At 63.1% G+C, this 19,756-nt stretch carries 21 protein-coding genes; 19 read left to right on the top strand and 2 right to left on the bottom strand.

Features of this window, described 5'->3' with window-relative positions; genetic code table 11:
* Positions 1-4: 4 nt before the first annotated feature.
* The 14 genes from DWW03_RS04050 to DWW03_RS03985 all read left to right on the top strand — a co-directional run bounded on the left by DWW03_RS04050 (position 5) and on the right by DWW03_RS03985 (position 12,086).
* A complete protein-coding gene (locus DWW03_RS04050; protein WP_118406423.1) occupies positions 5-784 on the top strand; it encodes a Rossmann-like and DUF2520 domain-containing protein in 780 nt (259 codons plus the stop codon).
* On the top strand, positions 760-1,305 hold the full coding sequence (locus DWW03_RS04045) for a KdsC family phosphatase (protein WP_022061091.1): 546 nt from the start codon (positions 760-762) through the stop codon (positions 1,303-1,305). The genes DWW03_RS04050 and DWW03_RS04045 overlap by 25 nt, the downstream gene beginning before the upstream one ends.
* Before the next feature lie 140 nt (positions 1,306-1,445).
* On the top strand, positions 1,446-2,912 hold the full coding sequence (locus tag DWW03_RS04040; RefSeq protein WP_022061090.1) for a lipopolysaccharide biosynthesis protein: 1,467 nt from the start codon (positions 1,446-1,448) through the stop codon (positions 2,910-2,912).
* 15 nt (positions 2,913-2,927) lie between these two features.
* Positions 2,928-3,629 carry a peptidylprolyl isomerase gene (locus DWW03_RS04035; RefSeq protein ID WP_015546842.1) on the top strand — a complete coding sequence of 234 codons (702 nt, stop codon included), beginning with the start codon at positions 2,928-2,930 and terminating at the stop codon, positions 3,627-3,629.
* Positions 3,630-3,636: 7 nt separating this feature from the next.
* A complete protein-coding gene (locus DWW03_RS04030; protein WP_015546841.1) occupies positions 3,637-3,819 on the top strand; it encodes a hypothetical protein in 183 nt (60 codons plus the stop codon).
* A gap of 1 nt (position 3,820) precedes the next feature.
* Positions 3,821-4,966 carry an ATP-binding protein gene (locus DWW03_RS04025; RefSeq protein WP_118406355.1) on the top strand — a complete coding sequence of 382 codons (1,146 nt, stop codon included), beginning with the start codon at positions 3,821-3,823 and terminating at the stop codon, positions 4,964-4,966.
* 3 nt (positions 4,967-4,969) lie between these two features.
* The gene (gene folK, locus DWW03_RS04020) at positions 4,970-5,461 is read left to right on the top strand and encodes a 2-amino-4-hydroxy-6-hydroxymethyldihydropteridine diphosphokinase (protein WP_022061088.1); all 492 of its coding nucleotides are present in this window, start codon (positions 4,970-4,972) and stop codon (positions 5,459-5,461) included.
* 7 nt (positions 5,462-5,468) lie between these two features.
* Complete coding sequence (locus tag DWW03_RS04015) at positions 5,469-6,422, top strand: hypothetical protein (protein ID WP_015546839.1); 954 nt, start codon at positions 5,469-5,471, stop codon at positions 6,420-6,422.
* Positions 6,419-8,455, top strand: coding sequence for an Ig-like domain-containing protein (locus tag DWW03_RS04010; protein ID WP_022061087.1), 2,037 nt, complete (start codon positions 6,419-6,421; stop codon positions 8,453-8,455). The genes DWW03_RS04015 and DWW03_RS04010 overlap by 4 nt, the downstream gene beginning before the upstream one ends.
* A gap of 1 nt (position 8,456) precedes the next feature.
* Positions 8,457-9,266 carry an outer membrane beta-barrel protein gene (locus tag DWW03_RS04005; RefSeq protein WP_022061086.1) on the top strand — a complete coding sequence of 270 codons (810 nt, stop codon included), beginning with the start codon at positions 8,457-8,459 and terminating at the stop codon, positions 9,264-9,266.
* A 12-nt stretch (positions 9,267-9,278) separates the two neighbouring features.
* Entirely contained in the window at positions 9,279-9,620 is a 342-nt protein-coding gene (gene rbfA, locus DWW03_RS04000; RefSeq protein ID WP_015546836.1) for a 30S ribosome-binding factor RbfA, read from the top strand.
* A gap of 120 nt (positions 9,621-9,740) precedes the next feature.
* Positions 9,741-10,949, top strand: coding sequence for an ABC transporter permease (locus tag DWW03_RS03995; protein WP_022061085.1), 1,209 nt, complete (start codon positions 9,741-9,743; stop codon positions 10,947-10,949).
* Positions 10,946-11,776, top strand: coding sequence for a DUF4296 domain-containing protein (locus DWW03_RS03990; RefSeq protein WP_022061084.1), 831 nt, complete (start codon positions 10,946-10,948; stop codon positions 11,774-11,776). Before DWW03_RS03995 ends, DWW03_RS03990 begins: the two co-directional genes overlap by 4 nt.
* Positions 11,733-12,086 carry a hypothetical protein gene (locus tag DWW03_RS03985; protein ID WP_022061083.1) on the top strand — a complete coding sequence of 118 codons (354 nt, stop codon included), beginning with the start codon at positions 11,733-11,735 and terminating at the stop codon, positions 12,084-12,086. The genes DWW03_RS03990 and DWW03_RS03985 overlap by 44 nt, the downstream gene beginning before the upstream one ends.
* A gap of 130 nt (positions 12,087-12,216) precedes the next feature.
* Here DWW03_RS03985 and xerD read toward each other — a convergent pair whose 3' ends face one another.
* Positions 12,217-13,113, bottom strand: coding sequence for a site-specific tyrosine recombinase XerD (gene xerD / locus DWW03_RS03980; protein ID WP_022061082.1), 897 nt, complete (start codon positions 13,111-13,113; stop codon positions 12,217-12,219).
* Positions 13,114-13,181: 68 nt separating this feature from the next.
* Between xerD and prmA the strand changes: the two genes are divergently transcribed.
* The 5 genes from prmA (at position 13,182) to DWW03_RS03955 (ending at position 17,754) form a co-directional block, all read left to right on the top strand.
* A complete protein-coding gene (gene prmA, locus DWW03_RS03975; protein ID WP_022061081.1) occupies positions 13,182-14,012 on the top strand; it encodes a 50S ribosomal protein L11 methyltransferase in 831 nt (276 codons plus the stop codon).
* A gap of 133 nt (positions 14,013-14,145) precedes the next feature.
* Positions 14,146-14,871, top strand: coding sequence for a DNA repair protein RecO (recO, locus tag DWW03_RS03970; protein WP_022061080.1), 726 nt, complete (start codon positions 14,146-14,148; stop codon positions 14,869-14,871).
* Between the two features lie 33 nt (positions 14,872-14,904).
* On the top strand, positions 14,905-15,279 hold the full coding sequence (locus DWW03_RS03965; RefSeq protein ID WP_022061079.1) for a hypothetical protein: 375 nt from the start codon (positions 14,905-14,907) through the stop codon (positions 15,277-15,279).
* Positions 15,280-15,398: 119 nt separating this feature from the next.
* Positions 15,399-16,466 carry a porin gene (locus DWW03_RS03960; RefSeq protein WP_022061078.1) on the top strand — a complete coding sequence of 356 codons (1,068 nt, stop codon included), beginning with the start codon at positions 15,399-15,401 and terminating at the stop codon, positions 16,464-16,466.
* A 10-nt stretch (positions 16,467-16,476) separates the two neighbouring features.
* Positions 16,477-17,754: a YeiH family protein gene (locus DWW03_RS03955; protein ID WP_015546833.1), complete on the top strand. Its 1,278-nt coding sequence runs from the start codon at positions 16,477-16,479 to the stop codon at positions 17,752-17,754.
* A gap of 94 nt (positions 17,755-17,848) precedes the next feature.
* Here DWW03_RS03955 and DWW03_RS03950 read toward each other — a convergent pair whose 3' ends face one another.
* Positions 17,849-19,657, bottom strand: coding sequence for a YgiQ family radical SAM protein (locus DWW03_RS03950; protein ID WP_118406354.1), 1,809 nt, complete (start codon positions 19,655-19,657; stop codon positions 17,849-17,851).
* Positions 19,658-19,756: the final 99 nt, after the last annotated feature.

The following is a 19,756-nucleotide window of genomic DNA, read 5'->3' as shown; positions in this document are numbered from 1 at the left end:
TGAATTGAAAAAAACCGTCATCATCGGCAGCGGGAACCTCGCGGAAGCGCTGGCCCGCGCCGTCGCCAAGAGCGAACTGGAACTCGTGCAGATTTTCGCCCGCAACGCCGAGCGGGCGCGCGTCGTTGCGGAGCTGGCCGCGACCGGCTGGGAGACGCGCCCCGAAATGCTCCGCAAGGATGCCGACATCTACCTGATCGCCGTCAGCGATCGCGCCGTGGCGGAGGTGGCCGCAACGCTCCCGATTCCCGAAGAGGCTGCGGTGGCCCACACGGCCGGAAGCGTGCCGGTCACGGCCATCCCCGAACGATTCGCCCGGCGTGCCGTTTTCTATCCGATGCAGACCTTCACCAGAGGGCGCGAAGCGGACTTTTCCGTGATCCCCGTGTTTCTCGAAGCGCCGTCGCCCGAACTGCGTCCGGAGCTGGAGGCGTTCGCCCGGAAACTCTCCGGGACGGTCATCTGGGCCGACTCGGCACAGCGCTGCAAGGTGCATCTCGCGGCGGTTTTCGCCTGCAACTTCGCCAATCACATGTATGCCGTGGGCGAACGTATCGTCCGCGGTGCGGGGCTGGATTTCGACGTGCTGAAACCGCTGATCGCCGAAACCGCGGCCAAGGCCTGCGACGCCCGTTCGCCGCTCGACGTGCAGACGGGACCCGCCGTGCGCAACGATTTCGCCACGAAGGCCCGCCACGGCGACCTGCTGGCCTTCGACCTCCGACTGAAAAACATCTACTCAACGATAAGTCAAAGCATATGGGAAACTTCAAAGAAGATATAGCGCGCTGCGAAGCCTTCGTCTTCGACGTCGACGGTGTGATGACCGACGGTGGCATCATCCCCACGCCCGACGGCGACTTCATCCGCCGCTACAACGCCAAGGACGGCTATGCGCTGGCCTACGCGATCAAGATCGGCTACAAGGTCTGCATCATCACCGGCGGCCGGGGCCGGACGCTCGAAAACCGCCTTCGGATGCTCGGTATCGACCATTTCTACGTCGACTGCATGGACAAGATCACGGCCATCCGCGAATACATGGCGGGCCAGGGGCTCGATCCGGCCAACGTGATCTACATGGGCGACGACATCCCCGATCTGGATTGCATGCGCGAAGTGGGCCTTCCGGTCTGCCCGGCGGACGCGGCGGCGGAGGTGATCGAGGCGTCGCGTTACGTCTCGGAGTTCCGGGGCGGCGAAGGGGCCGTCCGCGACATCGTCGAGCAGGTGCTCCGCGCCCGCGGCGACTGGGCGCGCGACTCGCAGGGCGTCACGCCCTCGTCGCTCGCGGCGTCGCGGTAAGGCGTTCCGGAAGAGACGCGGTTCCCTTCCCGGCCGACGAAAAGGCGCGGCCGCCTTTCCCTTCTTTCTCTGAAAGAAGGGGAAACAATGCGGGGTTTCCGGCTAAAATTTGTATCTTTGCCGGGCTATAAGCCTCCGTCATGCTCGAAAAACTGGCCAAACAAACTGCCGTCTACGGCATCAGCACCATCGTCGTAAGGTTCCTGAGCTACCTGCTCACGCCTTACTACACCCGTGTGTTCGGGCAGGAGACCTACGGCGTCGTCACCGACATCTATGCCCTTATCCCGCTGGCGCTCACGCTGCTGACGATGGGCATGGAGTCGAGCTATTTCCGTTTTTCGGCCAAGGCCGAGGAGGCGGGCGGCGATGTGAAGGCGGCCAAGCGGCGGCTTTTCGCCACGACGTGGGGCGTCACGTCGCTCGCCGCGGCGGTGTTCTTCCTGGCGACGGCCTTTTTCCGCGACGGCATCGCCCGCATGATGGGCGAGGCGTATGTCGCGCATCCCGAATACGTCGTCTGGGTCGGCCTGATCATCCTTTTCGACGTCTGGGCCTGCATCCCCTTCTCGCGGCTGCGCGAACAGGGCCGGGCCATGACGTTCGTGGGGCTGAAAGCCATGAACGTCGTTCTGAACGTGGCGCTGGCCTTCGGGTTCGGCGCCGCCGGGCTGTTCGCCACCGACTTCGGCGTGGGATGGGTCTTCGTCGCCAACCTGATCGCCAGCGTCGTGACGTGGCTGGCGATCCTCGGGACCGCCGACCGCACCGTTCCGAAGATCAACTGGGCGCTGCTCGCCGCGATCTTCGCCTACTCGCTGCCGCTGCTGGTGGGCGGGCTTGCCGGTACGGCCAACGAGTTCATCGACCGGCAGCTGATCAAGTACCTCGTTCCCGAGGGCGCCATGGCCCAGCTGGGCATCTACGGGGCCATCACGAAGATCGCCGTGGTGATGATGCTCTTCTACCAGATGTACCGCCTGGCCGCCGAGCCGTTCTTCCTCTCGAACTTCAGGAAATCGGACTTCGTGGCGATGAACGCCGCGGCGTTGAAATACTACGTCATGGCCTCGATGCTGATTTTCCTCGGCATCGCGCTGTTCCGCGACGTGTTTGCGCTGATCGTGGGGCGCAGTTTCCGCGAGGGTATCTTCATCCTTCCGGTGGTGCTCGGGGCCAACGTGCTGACGGGCGTGTGGCTCAACCTCTCGTTCTGGTACAAGCGCGAGGAGCGCACGTCGCTGGCCATCGTCGTCACGGGTGCGGGACTGGTCGCCATCGTCGCTTTCGGGTTCTGGCTCATCCCGCTGTGGGGCTACTACGGGGCCGCGTGGGCGCGCCTGGCGAGCGAAACGGTGATGGTCGCCGTCAGCTGGTGGCTCAACCGCCGCTATTACCCGACGCCCTACGACTGGCGGCGCATCGGCGAATACGTCGCCGCGGCGCTCGCGGTTTTCGCCGTTTGCGAGGCTTTGACCGCCTCTGCGGACAATATGTTTGTAAGCTATGCGTTTAATATAGTGCTCTTTGCGTTGTATGCCGCCTACCTCGTCCGCTGCGAGCGGATCGACCTGGGGGCGATGCTGCGCGCATTCCTGCACAGGTAAAAAGTGAATCGGAGTATGCAGAAACGACTTTTCCCCAGAATCGCAGCCGCGGCTTCGGCCCTCCTGCTCCTCGCCGCCTGCGGCCAGTCCCGTCCGGAAGGCCCGGCCGAGGTGTTGCTGCATACCACGGCGGGCGACATTCGCATCGAACTCGACGGGCGGACGCCCCTTCACCGGGACAATTTCCTGAAACTGACCCGCGAAGGGTTTTTCGATTCGGTGCTGTTCCACCGTGTGATCGCCGATTTTATGATCCAGGCGGGCGATCCCGCCTCGCGCCGCGCCCCGGCGGGCACGATGCTGGGCGAGTCCGATGCGGGCTACCTGATTCCCGCCGAGATCGTCTATCCGGCGCTGGCGCATACGCGCGGCGCGCTGGCCGCGGCCCGGACTTCCGACGAGGTGAACCCCGAACGGAAATCCTCCGGCAGCCAGTTCTACATCGTCTGGGGCAAGCCCTTCGACGGAGCGACGCTCGACCGGATTCAGCAGAGCGTGACCGCTGCGACGAACGGGGAGATCGTGATCCCCGATTCCCTGCGGACGATCTATGAAACCACCGGCGGCACGCCGTTCCTCGACGGACAGTACACCGTTTTCGGCCGTGTGACCGAGGGGCTTGAGATCGTGGAGGCCATTCAGGGCGTGGCGACCGATTCGGTCGGCCGGCCGCTGGAGGACGTGCGGATCATCCGGGCCGAAGCGGTTCGAAAATAGACTGAACATGAAGAAGACGACCGGAAAAATCGCCGTGATGGGCGCCAGTTTCGCGCTTTTCCTCTGCGGGGCCGGGGCGCTCCAGCTGGAGCGCGGCACGGCGCGGACCGTGATCCTCGCGGTGGTTTTCGCGGGTTTGCTGACGATTGCCGGGGTGCAGACCTTCCGGCGGATGAAAAATAAGGAGTAAAATGCGTTTTGCGGACATTACAGGACAGGAGGATTTGAAACGGCATCTGACGCAGTCGGTCGATGCCGGTCGCGTGAGCCATGCCCAGCTCTTCACGGGTACGGCGGGTTCCGGGGCGCTGGCCGTGGCCGTGGCCTATGTCCAGTATCTCTGCTGCCGCCACCGCTCGGGCGGCGACTCGTGCGGCGAATGCCCCGACTGCCGACAGATCGCGGCGCTGGCGCACCCCGACCTGCATTTGGTTTTCCCGGTCAACAAACAGGGCAAGAAGTCGGGAGAGGTGATGCGCAGCGACGAGTTCCTGCCGCAGTTCCGCGCGCTGTTCGCCGAGCGCGGGGGCTACTTCTCGCCGCAGGACTGGTACGACCGTCTCGACCTGGGCAAGACGCTCAAAGGCATGATCGCGGCCCGCGAGGCCGACGAGATCATCCGCAAACTGTCGTTCAAGAGTTTCGAGGCCGACTATAAGACCATGCTGATCTGGCTTCCGGAGGCGATGAACGAGGAGGCCGCGAACAAGATCCTCAAGATTCTGGAGGAGCCGTGGGACCGCACGCTTTTCATCCTGGTCTGCGAACATCCCGACCGCCTGCTGCCGACGATCGTTTCGCGTACGCAGGAGGTCTGCGTGCCGCGCATCGCGTCCGACGTGCTGGAGCGGGTGGCGCAGCAGCGGGGCGTGGCCGATCCGCTGCAAGCCCGCAACATGGCGCGCCTGGCAGGCGGCGATTTGCTGGAACTGGGCCATCTGGTGGCGGGCGAGAGCGATGCGATGCGCAAGGAGCATTTCGACCTTTTTTGCAGCCTCATGCGTTTGAGCTACAATGACCGGCACCTCGAACTGGTCGCCTGGGCCGAAGATGCCGCGCAGCTCACCCGCGAGCAGCAGCGGGCGTTTCTGCGCGATGCGGCGCGGCTTTTGCGCGAGAGCTTCATGCTCCATGCCGGTATCCGCGAGGTCAGCTATCTCTGGGGCGAGGAGCTGGCTTTCTGTTCGAAATTCGCCCCTTTCGTCGGCCCGCGGAATATCGAGCCGCTGATCGCCGAGATCGAGAGCGCCGCCGCGCAGATTGCGCAGAACGGCAATCCGACGATCGTATTCACCCATTTTGCCCTCTCGGTGAGCAAGATGATAAAACATTTGTGATTTATGGCACGTGTGGCACTTCTTTTAGGCGGTAATCAGGGCGATGTGAAACGGACCCTGCAAACGGCGCAGCAGCTTGTCAACTCCCGTGTGGGGGCCGTGCTGCGCTGCTCTCACCGTTATGAAAGCGAGCCGTGGGGATTCCCGGCCGCGGAGCGTTTTTCGAACCAGGCGCTGGAGGTCTCCACCGACCTCACGCCGCACGAGGTGCTCGACGCCTGCCAGCGGATCGAGCGGGAACTGGGCCGCAACCGCGCCGCCGAGGCGGTCGAGAAGGCCTCTTCCGGAGCCGTCTACTGCTCGCGGCCGATCGACATCGACATCATTTTCTACGACGACGAGGTGATCGGCGACGAACGCCTCACGGTTCCCCATCCGCTGCTCGCCGAGCGGGAATTCGCGCTGGTGCCGCTTTGCGAGATCATGCGCCAGCGGCGGCATCCCGTGACGGGAGCTACCGTCGGCGAGATGCTCGACGCGCTCCGAAACAAATAGAACGGGTATGAAGGCAAAACGAATATTACCGCTTCTGGCCGCCGCCGCGCTGCTCGCGGGGTGTTTCAAGGACGTGTCGTACAAGACGAACTACGTCCTCAAACCCCTTGCGCAGGCGCAGACGGTCGATCCTGTCGAGCCGTTCGAGGGGCTGAAGGCTTATGCTTTCGACGCCGATACGGCCTTTTACACCGTGGCTTCCTACGAGGATGCGCTCAACGGCGTCATTGCGCGGAAGGACGACCTTTCGGACCGGATCGCCTCCCCGGTCGCCGCGGCTGAACCCTGCGTGCGGGAGGGGACCGTGGGCTGGGTGCAGATGCCGCTTTCGGCCGAGACGCAGATGGTCGTGGCTGTCGACCCGGTAAACAGGGTCTATGCCTATACACAGCAGGAATTGGACGTGAACCTTCCCAACCTCTACGTGTCGCTGATTTTCAAACCCTGGAAGGGTTTTTCCTACAAGGAGGGCAACTGGAGTTTCTACAACGAGTTCTATGCGCCTCCCGTCTACCTCGACTGCCTGATCGACCCCTCGGTCCAGCTTGCCGAGGGCGGCGAGACCTCGGAGATCGCCAACGTGAAGGCGTATGCCTATGCCGCCGACACCACGGCGTTCTACATCGCCTCGTACGACGATGCCGTGTCGGGCAAGCTCACGGCGAAAACCGCCGGCGTCACCCCGCCCGCCACGCCGTTCTCGGCCTACGAGGACAAGGAGACCGGGCTTTACAAGATGGAGGTCAGCTCCTCGACCCTGATGGTGGTCGTGGTCGACCGCACCAACCGCCTCTACGCCTACTCGAAACAGGTGGTCGACCTCGAAGGCGAGACCGTGACCCTGCCGGTGGTCTTCCGTCCGTGGCGTGCGACGTGGATTTACGTCGAGGACGGCTGGCGCTTCGTCGATGCGTCGCGCGCGCCTGAAACGAAACCCCAAACACAATCCCGACGCCGATGAACACTCCGCGACATATGCTTAACGTGCTGCGCCTTGCGGTGGCGCTGCTCTTCGCTTCGGCCCTTATGAGCCGCTGTGCGAGCATGATGACCCCCACGGGAGGTCCCCGCGACTCGCTGCCCCCCGTCATCGTGAACATGACGCCCGACAACTTCGCGACCGGCCGGCCGACGGTCGGCCACGGGAAGATCTACATCGAGTTCGATGAGTTCGTGCAGCTCAAGGACCAGCAGAAGGAGTTCTTCACCTCGCCGGCGATGAAGAAAAAGCCGCTCATCACCCTGCGCGGCCGGGGCATCGTCGTGCAGCTGCGCGACACGCTGGCCCCGAATACGACCTATGCGCTCAATTTCGGCAGCGCCATCCGCGACAACAACGAGGGCAACCCGCTCTATTCGATGCGCTACGTCTTCTCGACGGGTCCCGAGATCGACTCGATGGTCCTTTCGGGCTATACGGCCGACAGTTACAAGGCCGACTCCGTGTCGAAGAGCTTCATCTGGTTCTTCCCGGCCGACTCGGTCGAGCAGGTCGCCGGATACGACTCCACGATCTTCAAGTACAAACCCGCGGCCATCGCCCGTGCCGAGAACAACGGCATCTTCATCGCCCAGAACCTCAAGCCGATCCCCTACCGCGTCTATGCCGTTCAGGATAAGAACGACAATCAGATGTACGAGCCGGGTAGCGACCAGGTGGGTTTCCTCGAAGGGACCTACAACCCTGCCGAGATGCCCGATTTCGGCATGTGGTACGACTCGATCCGCCGGTACGTGACCGCCGAACCGCAGCTCTATTTCCGCATGTTCACCGACAAGGCGTTCCGCCGCCAGGTGCTTTCGCAGACCGAGCGGCCGTTGCAGCACAAGGCGATGCTCTACTTCGCCGCGGCGCGTCCGAAGATCACCCGGCTCCGTTTCGACAGCATTCCGGCCGACCGGGTGATCGTCGATCCGCAGACCGTGGGCCGAGATACGATCGCCCTGTGGTTCAACGTCCCCTCGTCGTCGCTTCCCGATACGATCAAGGGCGAGATCACCTATTTCAAACACGACACCGTCAACCAGTTGCAGGAGGTCACCGAGCCGCTGAAGCTCGCCTGGCGTCTGATCGAGACCAAGGAGCAGGAGCGCGAACGCGAGAAACTCGAACGCGAACGCCGCAAGGCCGAGGCCGCGGGCGAGGAGTGGGTGGAACCCAAGAAGGAGAACCCCTTCGCCTTCAAGATGCCCACTTCGGGCGAGATCAACCCCGAGAATCACCTGACGGTCGATTTCGACTATCCGCTCGTGAAGCTCGATTCGGCTGAACTGCTGCTGACGCGCCTGCTCGAGGATAACTCGATCGAGGATATTCCGGTGCGCATGGTGCGCGATACGGGGATGCTGCGCCGCTGGCAGGTCCGCGCCCCGTGGAAGCTGGGCGGACAGTATACGCTGACCATCCCCGAGGGCGCCATTACCGACGTTGCGGGCCTCTCCAACGACTCGATCATCAGGAAGTACACGGTTCTCGACCCCGAGAAATTCGCCACGGTGCTCATCCACGTCAGGGGCCGCGACGACGGCACGAAGTATATCGTCCAGCTGCTCGACGGCAGCAACGCGCTCAAGCAGGAGAAGCGGGACGTGACGACCGGCGACATCCGGTTCAATTACGTTCCCGCCGGCGAGATCAAGTTCCGCGTCATCGAGGACCGCAACGGCAACGGCAAGTGGGATTCGGGCAATGTGGTCGAACGTCTCCAGCCCGAGCGGGCCGAGATCTACGCCAACGACCAGGGCGAGGACACCTTCGCCACGAAGACCAACTGGGAGATCGAATTCTCGATGGACATGAACCGGATCTTCGCGCCGGTCACGATGCAGTCGCTCTCGCGCCTGCTGGACGAACGCGAGTCGCAGCGCCTGCGCCGCGAGGCGGAGAAACGGGCCAAGGAGGGTCCGAAGCGCGATCAGGACCGCAACCGGCAGCAGAACGACAATAACAGCAACTTCAACGCTGCGGGCGGGATGTTCAATAATTTCAGATAAGATGACGATGCAACGACATATCCGGACGGCGCTCTTCGCCCTTGCGGCCCTCGCCGCATGGCAGGGGGCTTCGGCGCAGCATACGCTCGGCTTCACGGTGGGCTACGGCATGGGCAACGGCCGCTTCCAGCCCCAGCAGGAGATGCGGGCGATCTGGGGACTTTACAGCGGGGGCCTTTCGTGGCGCTACTACGGCAAGCAACGCTTCGTGGGGGGCTTCGGCATTGATCTGGAGTTCCAGCAGCAGGGCTTTTCGTTTGCGACCAACGCTTCGCAGGTCGAGGAGAAGAAGGATTATCTCTACTATACGCGGCATGTCAATTCCGTCGTGCTGCCGATCGTCTGGCAGCCGCACTTCTACATGCTGCGCAACCACGTCCGCATCTACCTCGAAGCGGCCGCGACCTTCTCCTACAACATCTCGTCCACCTACGAGAACGAGCAGGCCCGGGCCAACGGCTCCGCCGGCTGGAAAGGCGACTATCCCTTCAAGCTCGCGCGCGACAACCGCTGGGGCTACGGACTGGCGGGCGGCGGCGGCATCGCTTTCCTGATCCGCCGTTTCGAGCTGAATTTCCGGGTGCGCTACTCGTTCGGTTATTCGGACATCGTCCGCAACCGCAACAAATACTACGACAACAACAGCGACGGCGCGGAAAATCCCTTCTGGGCCACTCCGCTGCGTTCGCCGCTCGACAACCTTATGATCTCCGTGGGGTTGAACTACCGCTTCAACAAACAGGGCTTCGAGGCCTGGAAACCAAGACCCAAGAAGGAGAAGAACCGCGAGGTCTTCAAATTCGGGCTGTAAAAAACACAAATTATGGAAACTACCCGTCAGCAGAAAATCGCCAAGCAGATCCAGAAGGACGTTGCCGAAATCTTCCAGAAGGAGGGCGCCCCGATCGTGCGCGGCTCGCTCGTAACGGTCACCGCCGTACGCATATCCCCCGATTTCAGCTACGCCAAAATCTACGTCAGCATCTTCCCCTTTGAGCAGAGCGGCGAGGTGATGAAGCGGCTCGAACACCAAAACTGGTTCATCCGCCGCGCCCTGGGCCAGCGGCTCCGCAACCAGCTGAAGAACGTCCCCGAAATTCAGTTCCTGCTCGACGATTCGCTCGAATACATCGAGCATATAGAGCAGGCGTTGAAAGAAGATTGACAGTTATGCGCTTCTGCCGGTTGTTCCCGCTGCCTGCGGCGGCATTTGCAAGTCCGATCCGCCCCCGAACCTCTGCCGAGGCGGGGGCTTCGGGATTTACGCTCTAATCCGTCGCCCGCCATGCTGCCGCAGCTCTTCGCCCGTCGCTACCTCTTTTCGTCCCAGTCCCGGTCGGTGGTCAACCTGATCTCGGGATTGAGCGTCGCGGCCGTGGCGATGCCCGTTGCGGCCATGATCATCCTGCTGTCGGTCTTCAACGGCTTCGAATCGCTCGTCAAGTCGATGTATTCGGCTTTCGACGCCGATCTTACCGTCTCCCCGCGGCAGGGGCAGACCTTTGCGCAGCGGGATCTCGACACCGCGGCCCTCGCACGCATCCCGGGGGTCGGCGCGCTGTCGTTCACCCTGGAGCAGAGCGCCCTGCTCGAACACGGAGGGCGTCAGGCCACCGCCACGATCCGGGGCGTCGACGACGCCTACGGGGCTGTCTTTCAGCTTGGCGATGCCGTTTCCGCCGGGGAGTGGCGCGTGCGGCTGGGCGATCTGGAACGGCTGGTCGTCGGACAGTCGATGGCGTGGATGCTGGGCATCCGCTCGCTGGCCGATGCCGACGTCACGCTCTACGCCGTGCGGCGGGGATCGTTCTCCTCGCTGCTGCCGCTCGAAAACTACACGCGCCGCACGGAACCCGTGGGCGGCGTCTATACCCTCGACCTCGAAACCGAACGCACCTACGTGCTCGCCTCGCTGCGGCTGGCGCAGGAGCTGTTCGGCTATCCGGGCCGCGCCTCGGCGCTCGTCGTGCGCCTCGCTCCCGGGGCCGATGCCGCGGCGGTCCGCAAGGCCGTTGCGGAGGCTGCGGGCGACGGATTCCGCGTCCGCACGCGCGACGAACTGCGCGCTTCGTTCTACCGCATTATGACCTACGAGAAGTGGGGCATCTTCTTCATCGCCCTGCTGGTGCTCATCATCGCTTCGTTCTCGGTGGTGGGGGCATTGGCCATGCTGATCGTCGAAAAACGGGACGACATCTCCACGCTCCGCGCCCTGGGGGCCGACACGGGCCTCGTCCGCGCCGTGTTCCGCACCGAAGGGTTTCTGATATGCGGTCTGGGCGCTGTCGCCGGCATGACGCTGGGCGTTGCCACGACTCTCTCGCAGCAATATTTCGGGCTGATCGAGATCCCGGCCGAGACCTTCCTCACGAAGAGCTATCCCGTCGAATTCCGACCGACTGATCTGGCGGTCGTCGCCGCGTCGTTCGCCGCCGTGGCCGCCCTCCTTTCGAACATCACCGTCCGCAGTATGATTAAAACCGACCGATTATGAAACGATTCCTCCGCATGGCGGCATCCGCGGCCTTCGTGCTGCTGCTGTCCGCCTGCGCCCGCCACAAGATCATCCCCGACGACACGCTGGCGCAGATTTTCCACGATGCGTTCCTCACCAACGCCTACATCGGCAGCGAGGGCGTGAAGACCGACTCGCTGCGCATCTACGAGCCGATCTTCGCCCGCTACGGCTACACGACCGACGACGTGCACTACACCATCGGCAACTTCTCGAAGCGCAAGAGCGCCCGTCTGGGCGACGTGGTCGAGCGGGCCATCGAGATGCTCGAACGGGAGGGTAAGATCTATAACCAGGAGGTCGCCGTGCTCGACACGATCGACAACGTCGCCCGCCGCACCTTCACGCGCACGGTGCTCGCCGATTCGCTCATCCGCGTCGGGTCGCTGCGCGACACGGCCCGTCTGAGCTTTACGCTCGACGTCGAGCCGGGCGAATACAGCCTTTCGCTCAAATACCTCGTCGATTCGCTGGACCGCAACCAGCGGGGGCTGAAAGGCTCCGTGTGGCTCGAACGGCGCGACAGCTCGCGCACCAACGTCTACACCGCGACCCTGCGGCGCAACCGCGAGGAGAGCTTCTCGCGCCGGTTTACGACCGACACGACGCACCGCCGCCTGCGCATCGACTTCCTGACCTTCAACGCCAGGCCCGAGCGGCCTTCGGTGACGGTCACCGACCTCAAGGTGGAGTACATTCCCCCGACCCGCACGGCCGTCGAAAAACTCTACGAACAGCAACTCGACATCCGGATTTTCGCCGATGACTTCCTCCGCGCCGCGGCCATCCCGAAGGATAGCCTCTAACCTGCTGTGGACGCCGCAGGGCCTCGTCCGGCATCCGCTCCTGACACTCGGGGCGGACGGCCGCGTGCTCTCTGCGGAGAGTTGTCCCGATCCGGACCGCCTCGCCGCCACGGAGTTCTATGCGGGGCTGCTGGTCCCGGATTTCCCGGCCGACTACCGCGCCGCGTTCGACGGCATGCGCGCCGCCGCATTGCCGCTTTCCGAACTGCTGCCGCGAATCGTGACGCCCGGCGGGGCGCTGGTCGTCATCTCGGGACTCGACTACGACTCGCTGCGGCTCACGCCGCAGTCGCAGATCCGGAAGTTGTGAGGCTGCCGTATCCGGGCCGAACGTACGCCGTCCTCCTCCCTGAAGGAGAAACGGGGCGGGTTCGGATGGGCGAACAGGGCCGGAGGCCGTGGGAGCGGCGGCCGGCGGTCCGATTTTTCGACTTCCGGGGTTATATCGGTAAATGCTCCTCGACCGTGCGCCGCAGGTGCTCGCGATCGAGGTGGGTGTAGATTTCGGTCGTGAGGATGCTTTCGTGCCCCAGCATCTCCTGCACCTGACGGATCGAGGCGCCGCCTTCCAGCAGGTGCGTCGCGAACGAGTGGCGGAAGGTGTGGGGGCTGATGCGCTTTTCGATCCCGGCCCGACGGGCGGCCTGCTTGAGGACCGTGAAGACCATCACCCGCGTAAGCTGTCCCCCGCGGTTGTTCAGGAAGACGATCTCCTCACCGGTCCGGACGCTCCGCCGCTCTTCGAGGTAGCGCTGGATGCGGTCGCGGGCCGTTGAACTGACCGGCACGATCCGCTGTTTGTCGCCTTTGCCGATCACGCGGATGTACCCTTCGCCGAAAAAGAGGTCCTGCATGCGCAGCGACGTGAGTTCCGAGACCCGCAGTCCGCACGAATAGAGCACTTCGAGCATGGCGCAGTCGCGCAGCCCCTTCACGGTCGAGGTGTCCACGGCGGCGATGATGCGGTCGATCTCGGCGGTGGTCAGCACGTCGGGCAGCTGGCGGCCGAATTTGGGCGTCAGGACGAACTCCGCGGGCGACGATTCGATCTTGTCCGAGATCATCAGGAAGTTGAAGAAACTCTTGATGCCGCTCAACGCCCGGGCCTGCGAGGTCTTCTCGCGTCCCCGCTCGTAGAGCCACGCCATGTAGCGTTCGACCATCTGCGGTTCGACCTTGTGGGGCGCGACGTCCCACTGGCGCAGGATGAAGTGCGCGAACTGCATGTAGTCGCGCATGTACGATTCGACGGTGTTTTCCGAGAGCCGCTTCTCCAGTTTTATATAGCTACGGTAACGGCGGCCGGTTTCGTCCCACTTTTTTGTATTTTCTGCCATCTTTTGGTCCGCTGAATCCGGGATTATTGTAACTTTGTCCGAACGAAGGTACGAAAATTTTACATAATATGGATTATACGGTTCTCCATATCGCGGTCTCCGACGACGAACAGGCTGAAATCCTGACCGCCGAACTGGCCGATTTTCCGTTCGAGAGTTTCGAAACCGAAGACGGCCTGCTGAAAGCCTATATTCCGGCCGTGCGGCTCTCCGGCTGCAAGACCGATGTCGACGCCCTGCTGGCGCGCCGCGGGGTCGAAGGGCGTTATGCCGTCATCCCGACCCAAAACTGGAACGCCTCCTGGGAGAGCGATTTCCCGCCGGTCGACGTCGAAGGCCGCCTGCGCATCCGCGCCCCGTTCCACGATCCGGCTCCTGCGGGGGAGATGGAAGCGGTCGTGCTGCCCCGGATGTCGTTCGGCACGGGTCATCACGCCACCACGTGGCTCATGTCGCGCGCGGTGCTCGGCCTCGGAGTTGCGGGCCGCACGGGACTCGACATGGGCAGCGGCACGGGCGTGCTGGCGATCGTCGCCGCCAAATGCGGCGCGGCGCACGTCGACGCTGTGGACATCGACGACTGGGCGGACGAAAACTGCCGTGAAAATGTCGCCGCGAACGGTGTCGCGGACCGGGTCGAACCGATGCTGGGCGACGTAGGGCGGATTGCCGGGCGGCGCTACGACTTCATTCTGGCCAATATCAACCGCAACGTTCTCGTGGCCGACATGCCGGCCTATGCCGCGGCGCTGGTCCCGGGCGGCGACCTGGTGATGAGCGGATTCCTCGAAGCGGACACTGCGGCCGTCACCCAAGCCGCTGCGGAACAGGGCATGGAGACCGTCGCGGCCGAAACCCGCGAGGGCTGGATGATGATACGTGTTAAAAAGAAGAAGTAATCCCGGTCGCATGCGATAAGTCCCCGCCGAGGCGGGGATTTAGGGGTGGGTCAGACTTGTAAACGCGGCGTTCCGCCGCGGGAACAGCGGTCCGATCCGGAAAGCGTTCAGGAAAAGAGATTAATTCTGTGATTTGAAAACCTACAAGGGCCGCGGCATCGTGCTGCATACGCTCAAATACGGCGACACGTCGATGGTCGCCTACCTGCTGACCGATGTCGGAGGCCGCCGCAGCTACATGGTGCAGGGGGTCCGCAGCCGCAGCGGCCGGGGTTCGAAGCTGGCGCTGTTCCAGCCGATGTTCCCCGTCGAGTTCGAGGGGCTGGAATCCCCGCGGCAGCAGATGGACCGCTTCAAGGAGGTGCGCGCGGGGTTCGTGCTGCAAAGCCTTCCGTTCGATGTCCGGAAATCGACCATGGCGTTGTTTATGGCCGAGGTTTTGTACCGCCTCGTCCGGGAGAGCGAGCCGAACCGGCCGCTTTTCGATTTCGTGTGGGGTTCGGCCGAGGCGCTGGACGCCATGGACGAAGGGGTGCCGAATTTCCACCTCTGGTTCCTGGCCAACCTGAGCCGTCTGCTGGGTTTCCGTCCCGGCAACGACTATACGCCGGGGGCGTGGTTCGACATCCGCGAGGGACTGTACAGCGTCGTGCGGCCTGCGCACCCGGGAGTGATGACGCAGGAGTGCGCCTCGTTGCTCGACCGGATGCTCTCCTGCGACGTGCGGCGTCTGGGCGACGTGGGGCTGAACCGCGACCGGCGGTCGGAGTTCCTCAACGCCATGCTGGCCTATTTCGGCTACCACCTCGACGCCATCAGCGCCGTGCAGTCGGTGCGCATACTAAAAGAGGTGTTTTAACGTTAAATTCTAAAGATACAAGGGAAGAAGATTATGAGAAAGATGTTGCTTGCGGCCGCAGCGCTCGCCGTAGCGCTCGCCGCCTCGGCCCAGGAGCCGAAATTCGATTTCAGGCGCGACTCGACCCGTACTTCGGGCTTCACGCTTCCCGATTCGCTGGCGCACATGTCGCCGTGGAAACCCGACTACAAGACGATGGCCCCGGTCAGGACCAAACCCACGGTGTCGATGACTTCGGTGGTGGTGATCCAGAAGGAGAACCTCCCCTCGCGCATCACCGTCATCGACAACAATACGCTGCGTCTGGGTCAGCATTTCAACCTCTCGAACGGTCAGGCCTGGAACTGGAGTCCTTTCCCCGACGCATTCCTCGACGCACGTACGCTTTCGTTCCCCATGCCGCGGTAACGCCGTCGCAGGGCGTGTTGACGGAAAAAGGCCGGATTCGTCCGGCTTTTTAGGTATTTACGCGTATTGATCCGCAGCGATGAAATTCCGAATTTTGCATCCGGAAAGAATCACTGCCAATGAAACCGATTATTATACTGTTGTTGTCGCTGCTCCCGTTCGGGGCATTCGCGGGGGAACCGGCTCCCGCGTCCGCAGCGGGCGAACCCACCGTCGCCGAACTTTCGGCCCAGCTCGAAGCGCTCAAAGCCAGGACTTCGACCTGGGATAAGATTGCAGCCCGCCTGCCCCGGATCTCGGGCTACGTGCAGACCGGCTACGAGTGGTCGGAAACCTCCTCGACCTTCTTCATCAAGCGCGTGCGCCTGAACCTTGCGGGCGACATCGCCGAAAAACTCGACTACCGGGTGCAGATCGAGTTCTGCGGCCCGAAAATCGTCGACGCCTACATCCGCTACCGGCCTTTCGAACAGCTGAATTTCCAGCTGGGAGAGTACAAACTGCCCTTTTCGATCGAGAATACCGACTACGTGCCCCTCAAGTACGAGTTCATCGAATACCCGCTGTCGCTGCGCCGGCTGATGGGCTTCAACGACGTGTGCGGACTCTCGGCCACGGGCCGCGACATGGGCGCCATGCTCTACGGCGGGTTCTTCAATCGCAAAGGGTACAGTGTTCTGGGCTACAACTTCGGCGTGTTCAACGGCGAAGGGCTGAACGTCAAGGACAAGAACAAATCGAAGGACCTTGTGGCGCGGCTGACGCTGCGTCCCGTCCGGGGATTGCAGATCGCCGGTTCCTACTATTGGGGCGAGTATGGCTCCGACTACCTCAAGCGCGTCCGCTACGGTGCGGGCGCCTGCTACGACGAGGGACCGTTGGTCGTGCGCGCCGAGTGGATCTGCGGCACGACGGGGCTTCCTGCGGGCGGCGAACTCGACAGCGACGGCTGGTACGCCGTCGGCGGGTGGCGCGTGACGCCGTCGCTGATGTCCGTGGTGCGCTACGATACGTTCCTCGAAAACTCCTCGGAGAGCGCCTCGCGGCAGACCAACTACACGGCGGGCGTCGTGTGGCAGCCCGTGAAATACCTGCGCTGCCAGCTCAACTACACCTACGAAGATTATGCGTCCCGCGCCGCCGCCAACCGCAATGTGGTGTCGCTGATGCTCTCCGGAATTTTTTAATTGAATTGCCATGAAAAACTTTTTCGAAAAACTCCGCGTCGAGGACTGGGTGGTGGTCTGGGTCTCGATCCCGCTGCTGCTGCTTGCGGCGCTCATCCCCGCCGACCTGCCGAGCGTGCCCGCGACCCTCGTGGGCGAAGTGGCGTGGTATAACATCGGCCTGCTGTTCGCCATCGTGCTGGTGGTGCTCTACGTCGGCTGCCTGCTGCTGCGGCGTCCCCTCAAGGGGTTGCTGCCGTCGCTGGTCGTGGTCTTCGCCGTTTCGCTGCTGGCGCAGGTCGTGGCCAAAATCCCGGCCGTCTCCTACTATGGCTTCGAGTCGGTCTTTTTCTCGGTGCTGTTCGGCCTGGTGATCCGCAACGTGTGGCGCGTCCCCGCGTGGATGAAGCCCGCCATTCAGGGCGAGTTCTTCATCAAGATCGGTGTGGTGTGCCTCGGCGCCACGATCCTTTTCAGCGACGTGATGAAATCGGGGGTCTTCGGACTCGTGCAGGCCTGCCTCGTGGTGGCCGTCGTGTGGTTCTTCGCCTTCCGCTTCTCGCGCCGCATGAAGGTCGACGAGCGTTCGGCGATGATTCTTGCGAGCGGACTCTCGATCTGCGGCGTCTCGGCTTCGATCACCGCGGCGCGCGTGGTCGGCGGCGACGACCGGAAACTTTCGTATATCGTTTCGCTGGTGCTGATCGTCGTCGTGCCGATGATCTACCTCATGCCGTGGCTGGCGAACCTGATCCTGCCGCACCTGTTCGCTCCCGAAGTGGCCGAGGAGGTCGCCGGGGCGTGGATCGGCGGCACGATCGACACCACGTCGGGCGTCGCCGCGTCGAGCATGATCGTCGGCGAGGTCGCCAACCAGCACGCCGTGATCATCAAGGCGGCGCAGAACGTGCTGATCGGCGTGGTGGCGTTCTTCATTGCGCTTTACCTCTCGACCCGCGGCGAGAAGGGCGGGCAGGCTCCCTCGCTGGGCATCGTGTGGGAGAAGTTCCCCAAGTTCATCCTCGGGTTCGTCGCCGCGTCGCTCGTCTTCAGCCTCTGCCAGTCGAACGGTCTCTTTACGTTGGGCGCCAAGGGCAAACTGCTCGAACCGGGCGTGGCGAAGATGTTCTCGACGGTCTTCTTCTCGCTGGCCTTCGTCTGCATCGGTCTCGACACGCGTCTCAAGGACATCGTCTCGAAGGAGAACCGCAACGTCCTGCGGTCGTTCCTCGTGGCGCAGACATTCAATATCGTCGTGACGTTCGTGATCGCTTGCCTGCTCTTCGGCCTGCTAAAGCCGGCGCTTTAAGGACGCGCTTTCAGGGGCGGTGGTAGGGCGGCCCTTTCCCGGTCCGGCTCTGCACGGCTCCCGGTCCGGTCACGAAAAAAGGCTGACGAAACCGTCAGCCTTTTTTCGTGAATTTCCGTCCCGGCCGGAATCCCGGACCGCTCTTTCCGCGGGTCTCTTTCCCGCGTGCGGGATGGCCTGCGCCCGGTTGCCCCATGGCCGGCTTTTCGCCGAAGAAATACGCCTTTTGCCGCCGCTTCTCGTCCTGCGAGCGGGCGACATAGACTTTCTCGTGCGTGTAGGGGTTTTCTCCCGTGTAGAACATCACCGACGAGAGGGTCATCGGCGTGGGCGTGAGGTCCTGCACCTGCTCCAGATTGAAATGCAGTTTTCCCAACACCTTTCCGGCCAGCGACTGCATGTCCCGCTCGGTGCATCCCGGGTGCGAGGAGATGAAGTAAGGGATCAGCTGATAGGGCAGATGTTCCTGACTGCAAATGCGATGGAAGTCGGCGGTCAGCCGCTCGAAGAGCGCGAACGGCGGTTTGCGCATCAGGCGCAGCACGTTATCCTCGGTGTGTTCGGGCGCCACTTTAAGCCGTCCCGAGGTATGGTGCTTCAGCACAGTCTCCAGATAGGGCGAGCGGTCGAACAGGTCGTAGCGGATGCCGCTGCCGATAAAGGCCTTCTTGACGCCCTTGACGGCCCGGATTTTTTCATACAGGGCCAGCAGCGGCCGGTGGTCGTTGTCGAGATTGGGGCACATCTTCGGGTGGAGGCACGACGCTCGGCGGCACTTGCGGCACAGCTCCCTGTCGCGGCCGCCCATGCGGTACATGTTGGCCGAGGGTGCGCCGACATCCGAGAGATAGCCCTTGAAACCGGGCGATTTCACCACATGCTCCACTTCGGCGAGGATCGACCGCTCGCTGCGCGAATTGATGAACTTGCCCTGATGCGCCGAAATGGTGCAGAACGAGCAGCCGCCGAAGCAGCCGCGGTGGATGTTGACCGAATGGCGGATCATCTCCCAGGCCGGAATGTCGCCCTTGCCCGCATAGCGCGGATGCGGGGCGCGCTCGTAGGGGAGGTCGAACGAGTGGTCGAGTTCTTCGGTCGTGAGCGTCGTGTTGGCGGGCGTCACGACCACGCACCGGTCGCCGACGGCCTCCACGAGTGTCGCCGTGGGTTCCATCAGGTTGCTCTGGGTCTCGATAACGGTGAAGTTCTCGCCGAAGGCGGTCTTGTCGGTCAGACACTCCTCGTAGCTGCGGAGGCGGATCGTCGCGGCGGGGTCGAGCCGCGCGACGTAGCTTTCGTCGGAGAGGAACGCCACCTGCCGGATTTTGCGCAGCAGTTTGGCGTTATAGCCGTTGCGCATCGCCCGGGCCACCTGCTGCACGACCCGTTCGCCCATGCCGTAGATCAGCAGGTCGGCGCCCGATTCGGCCAGGATGGAGGGTTTCAGCGCGTCGCTCCAGTAGTCGTAGTGGGTCAGGCGGCGCAGCGAGGCTTCGATGCCCCCGATGACCACCGGAACGTGGGGGTAGAGGCGCTTGAGGATCTGCGAATAGACCGTCACGGCACGATCGGGGCGGAATCCCGCCTTGCCGCCGGGCGTGTAGGCGTCGTCGTGGCGCAGGCGGAGGTTGGCGGTGTAATGGTTGACCATCGAGTCCATCGAGCCGCCCGAAATGCCGAAAAACAGGCGCGGAGCGCCCAGTTTGCGGAAGTCGCGCAGGTCGTCGCGCCAGTTGGGCTGGGGAACGATCGCCACGCGGTAGCCCTCGGCTTCGAGCAGGCGTCCCACGACGGCCGCCCCGAAAGCTGGGTGGTCGATGTAGGCGTCGCCCGAGAAGAGGATCACGTCCAACTGATCCCATCCGCGTTCGCGGACCTCCTTGATGGTCGTAGGTAAAAACAAGATCGTGCGTTATTTGTTTTGTTTCGGTTGCATTTCTTGCAACCGGTGTTGTTCGCGGCTCTGCCGCGTTTGCAAGTCTGACCCCACCCCAAACCCCTC

This window comes from Alistipes sp. AF14-19 (assembly GCF_003461645.1).
Lineage (GTDB): Bacteria > Bacteroidota > Bacteroidia > Bacteroidales > Rikenellaceae > Alistipes > Alistipes shahii.
This window is presented reverse-complemented; position numbering and strand designations above follow the sequence as displayed.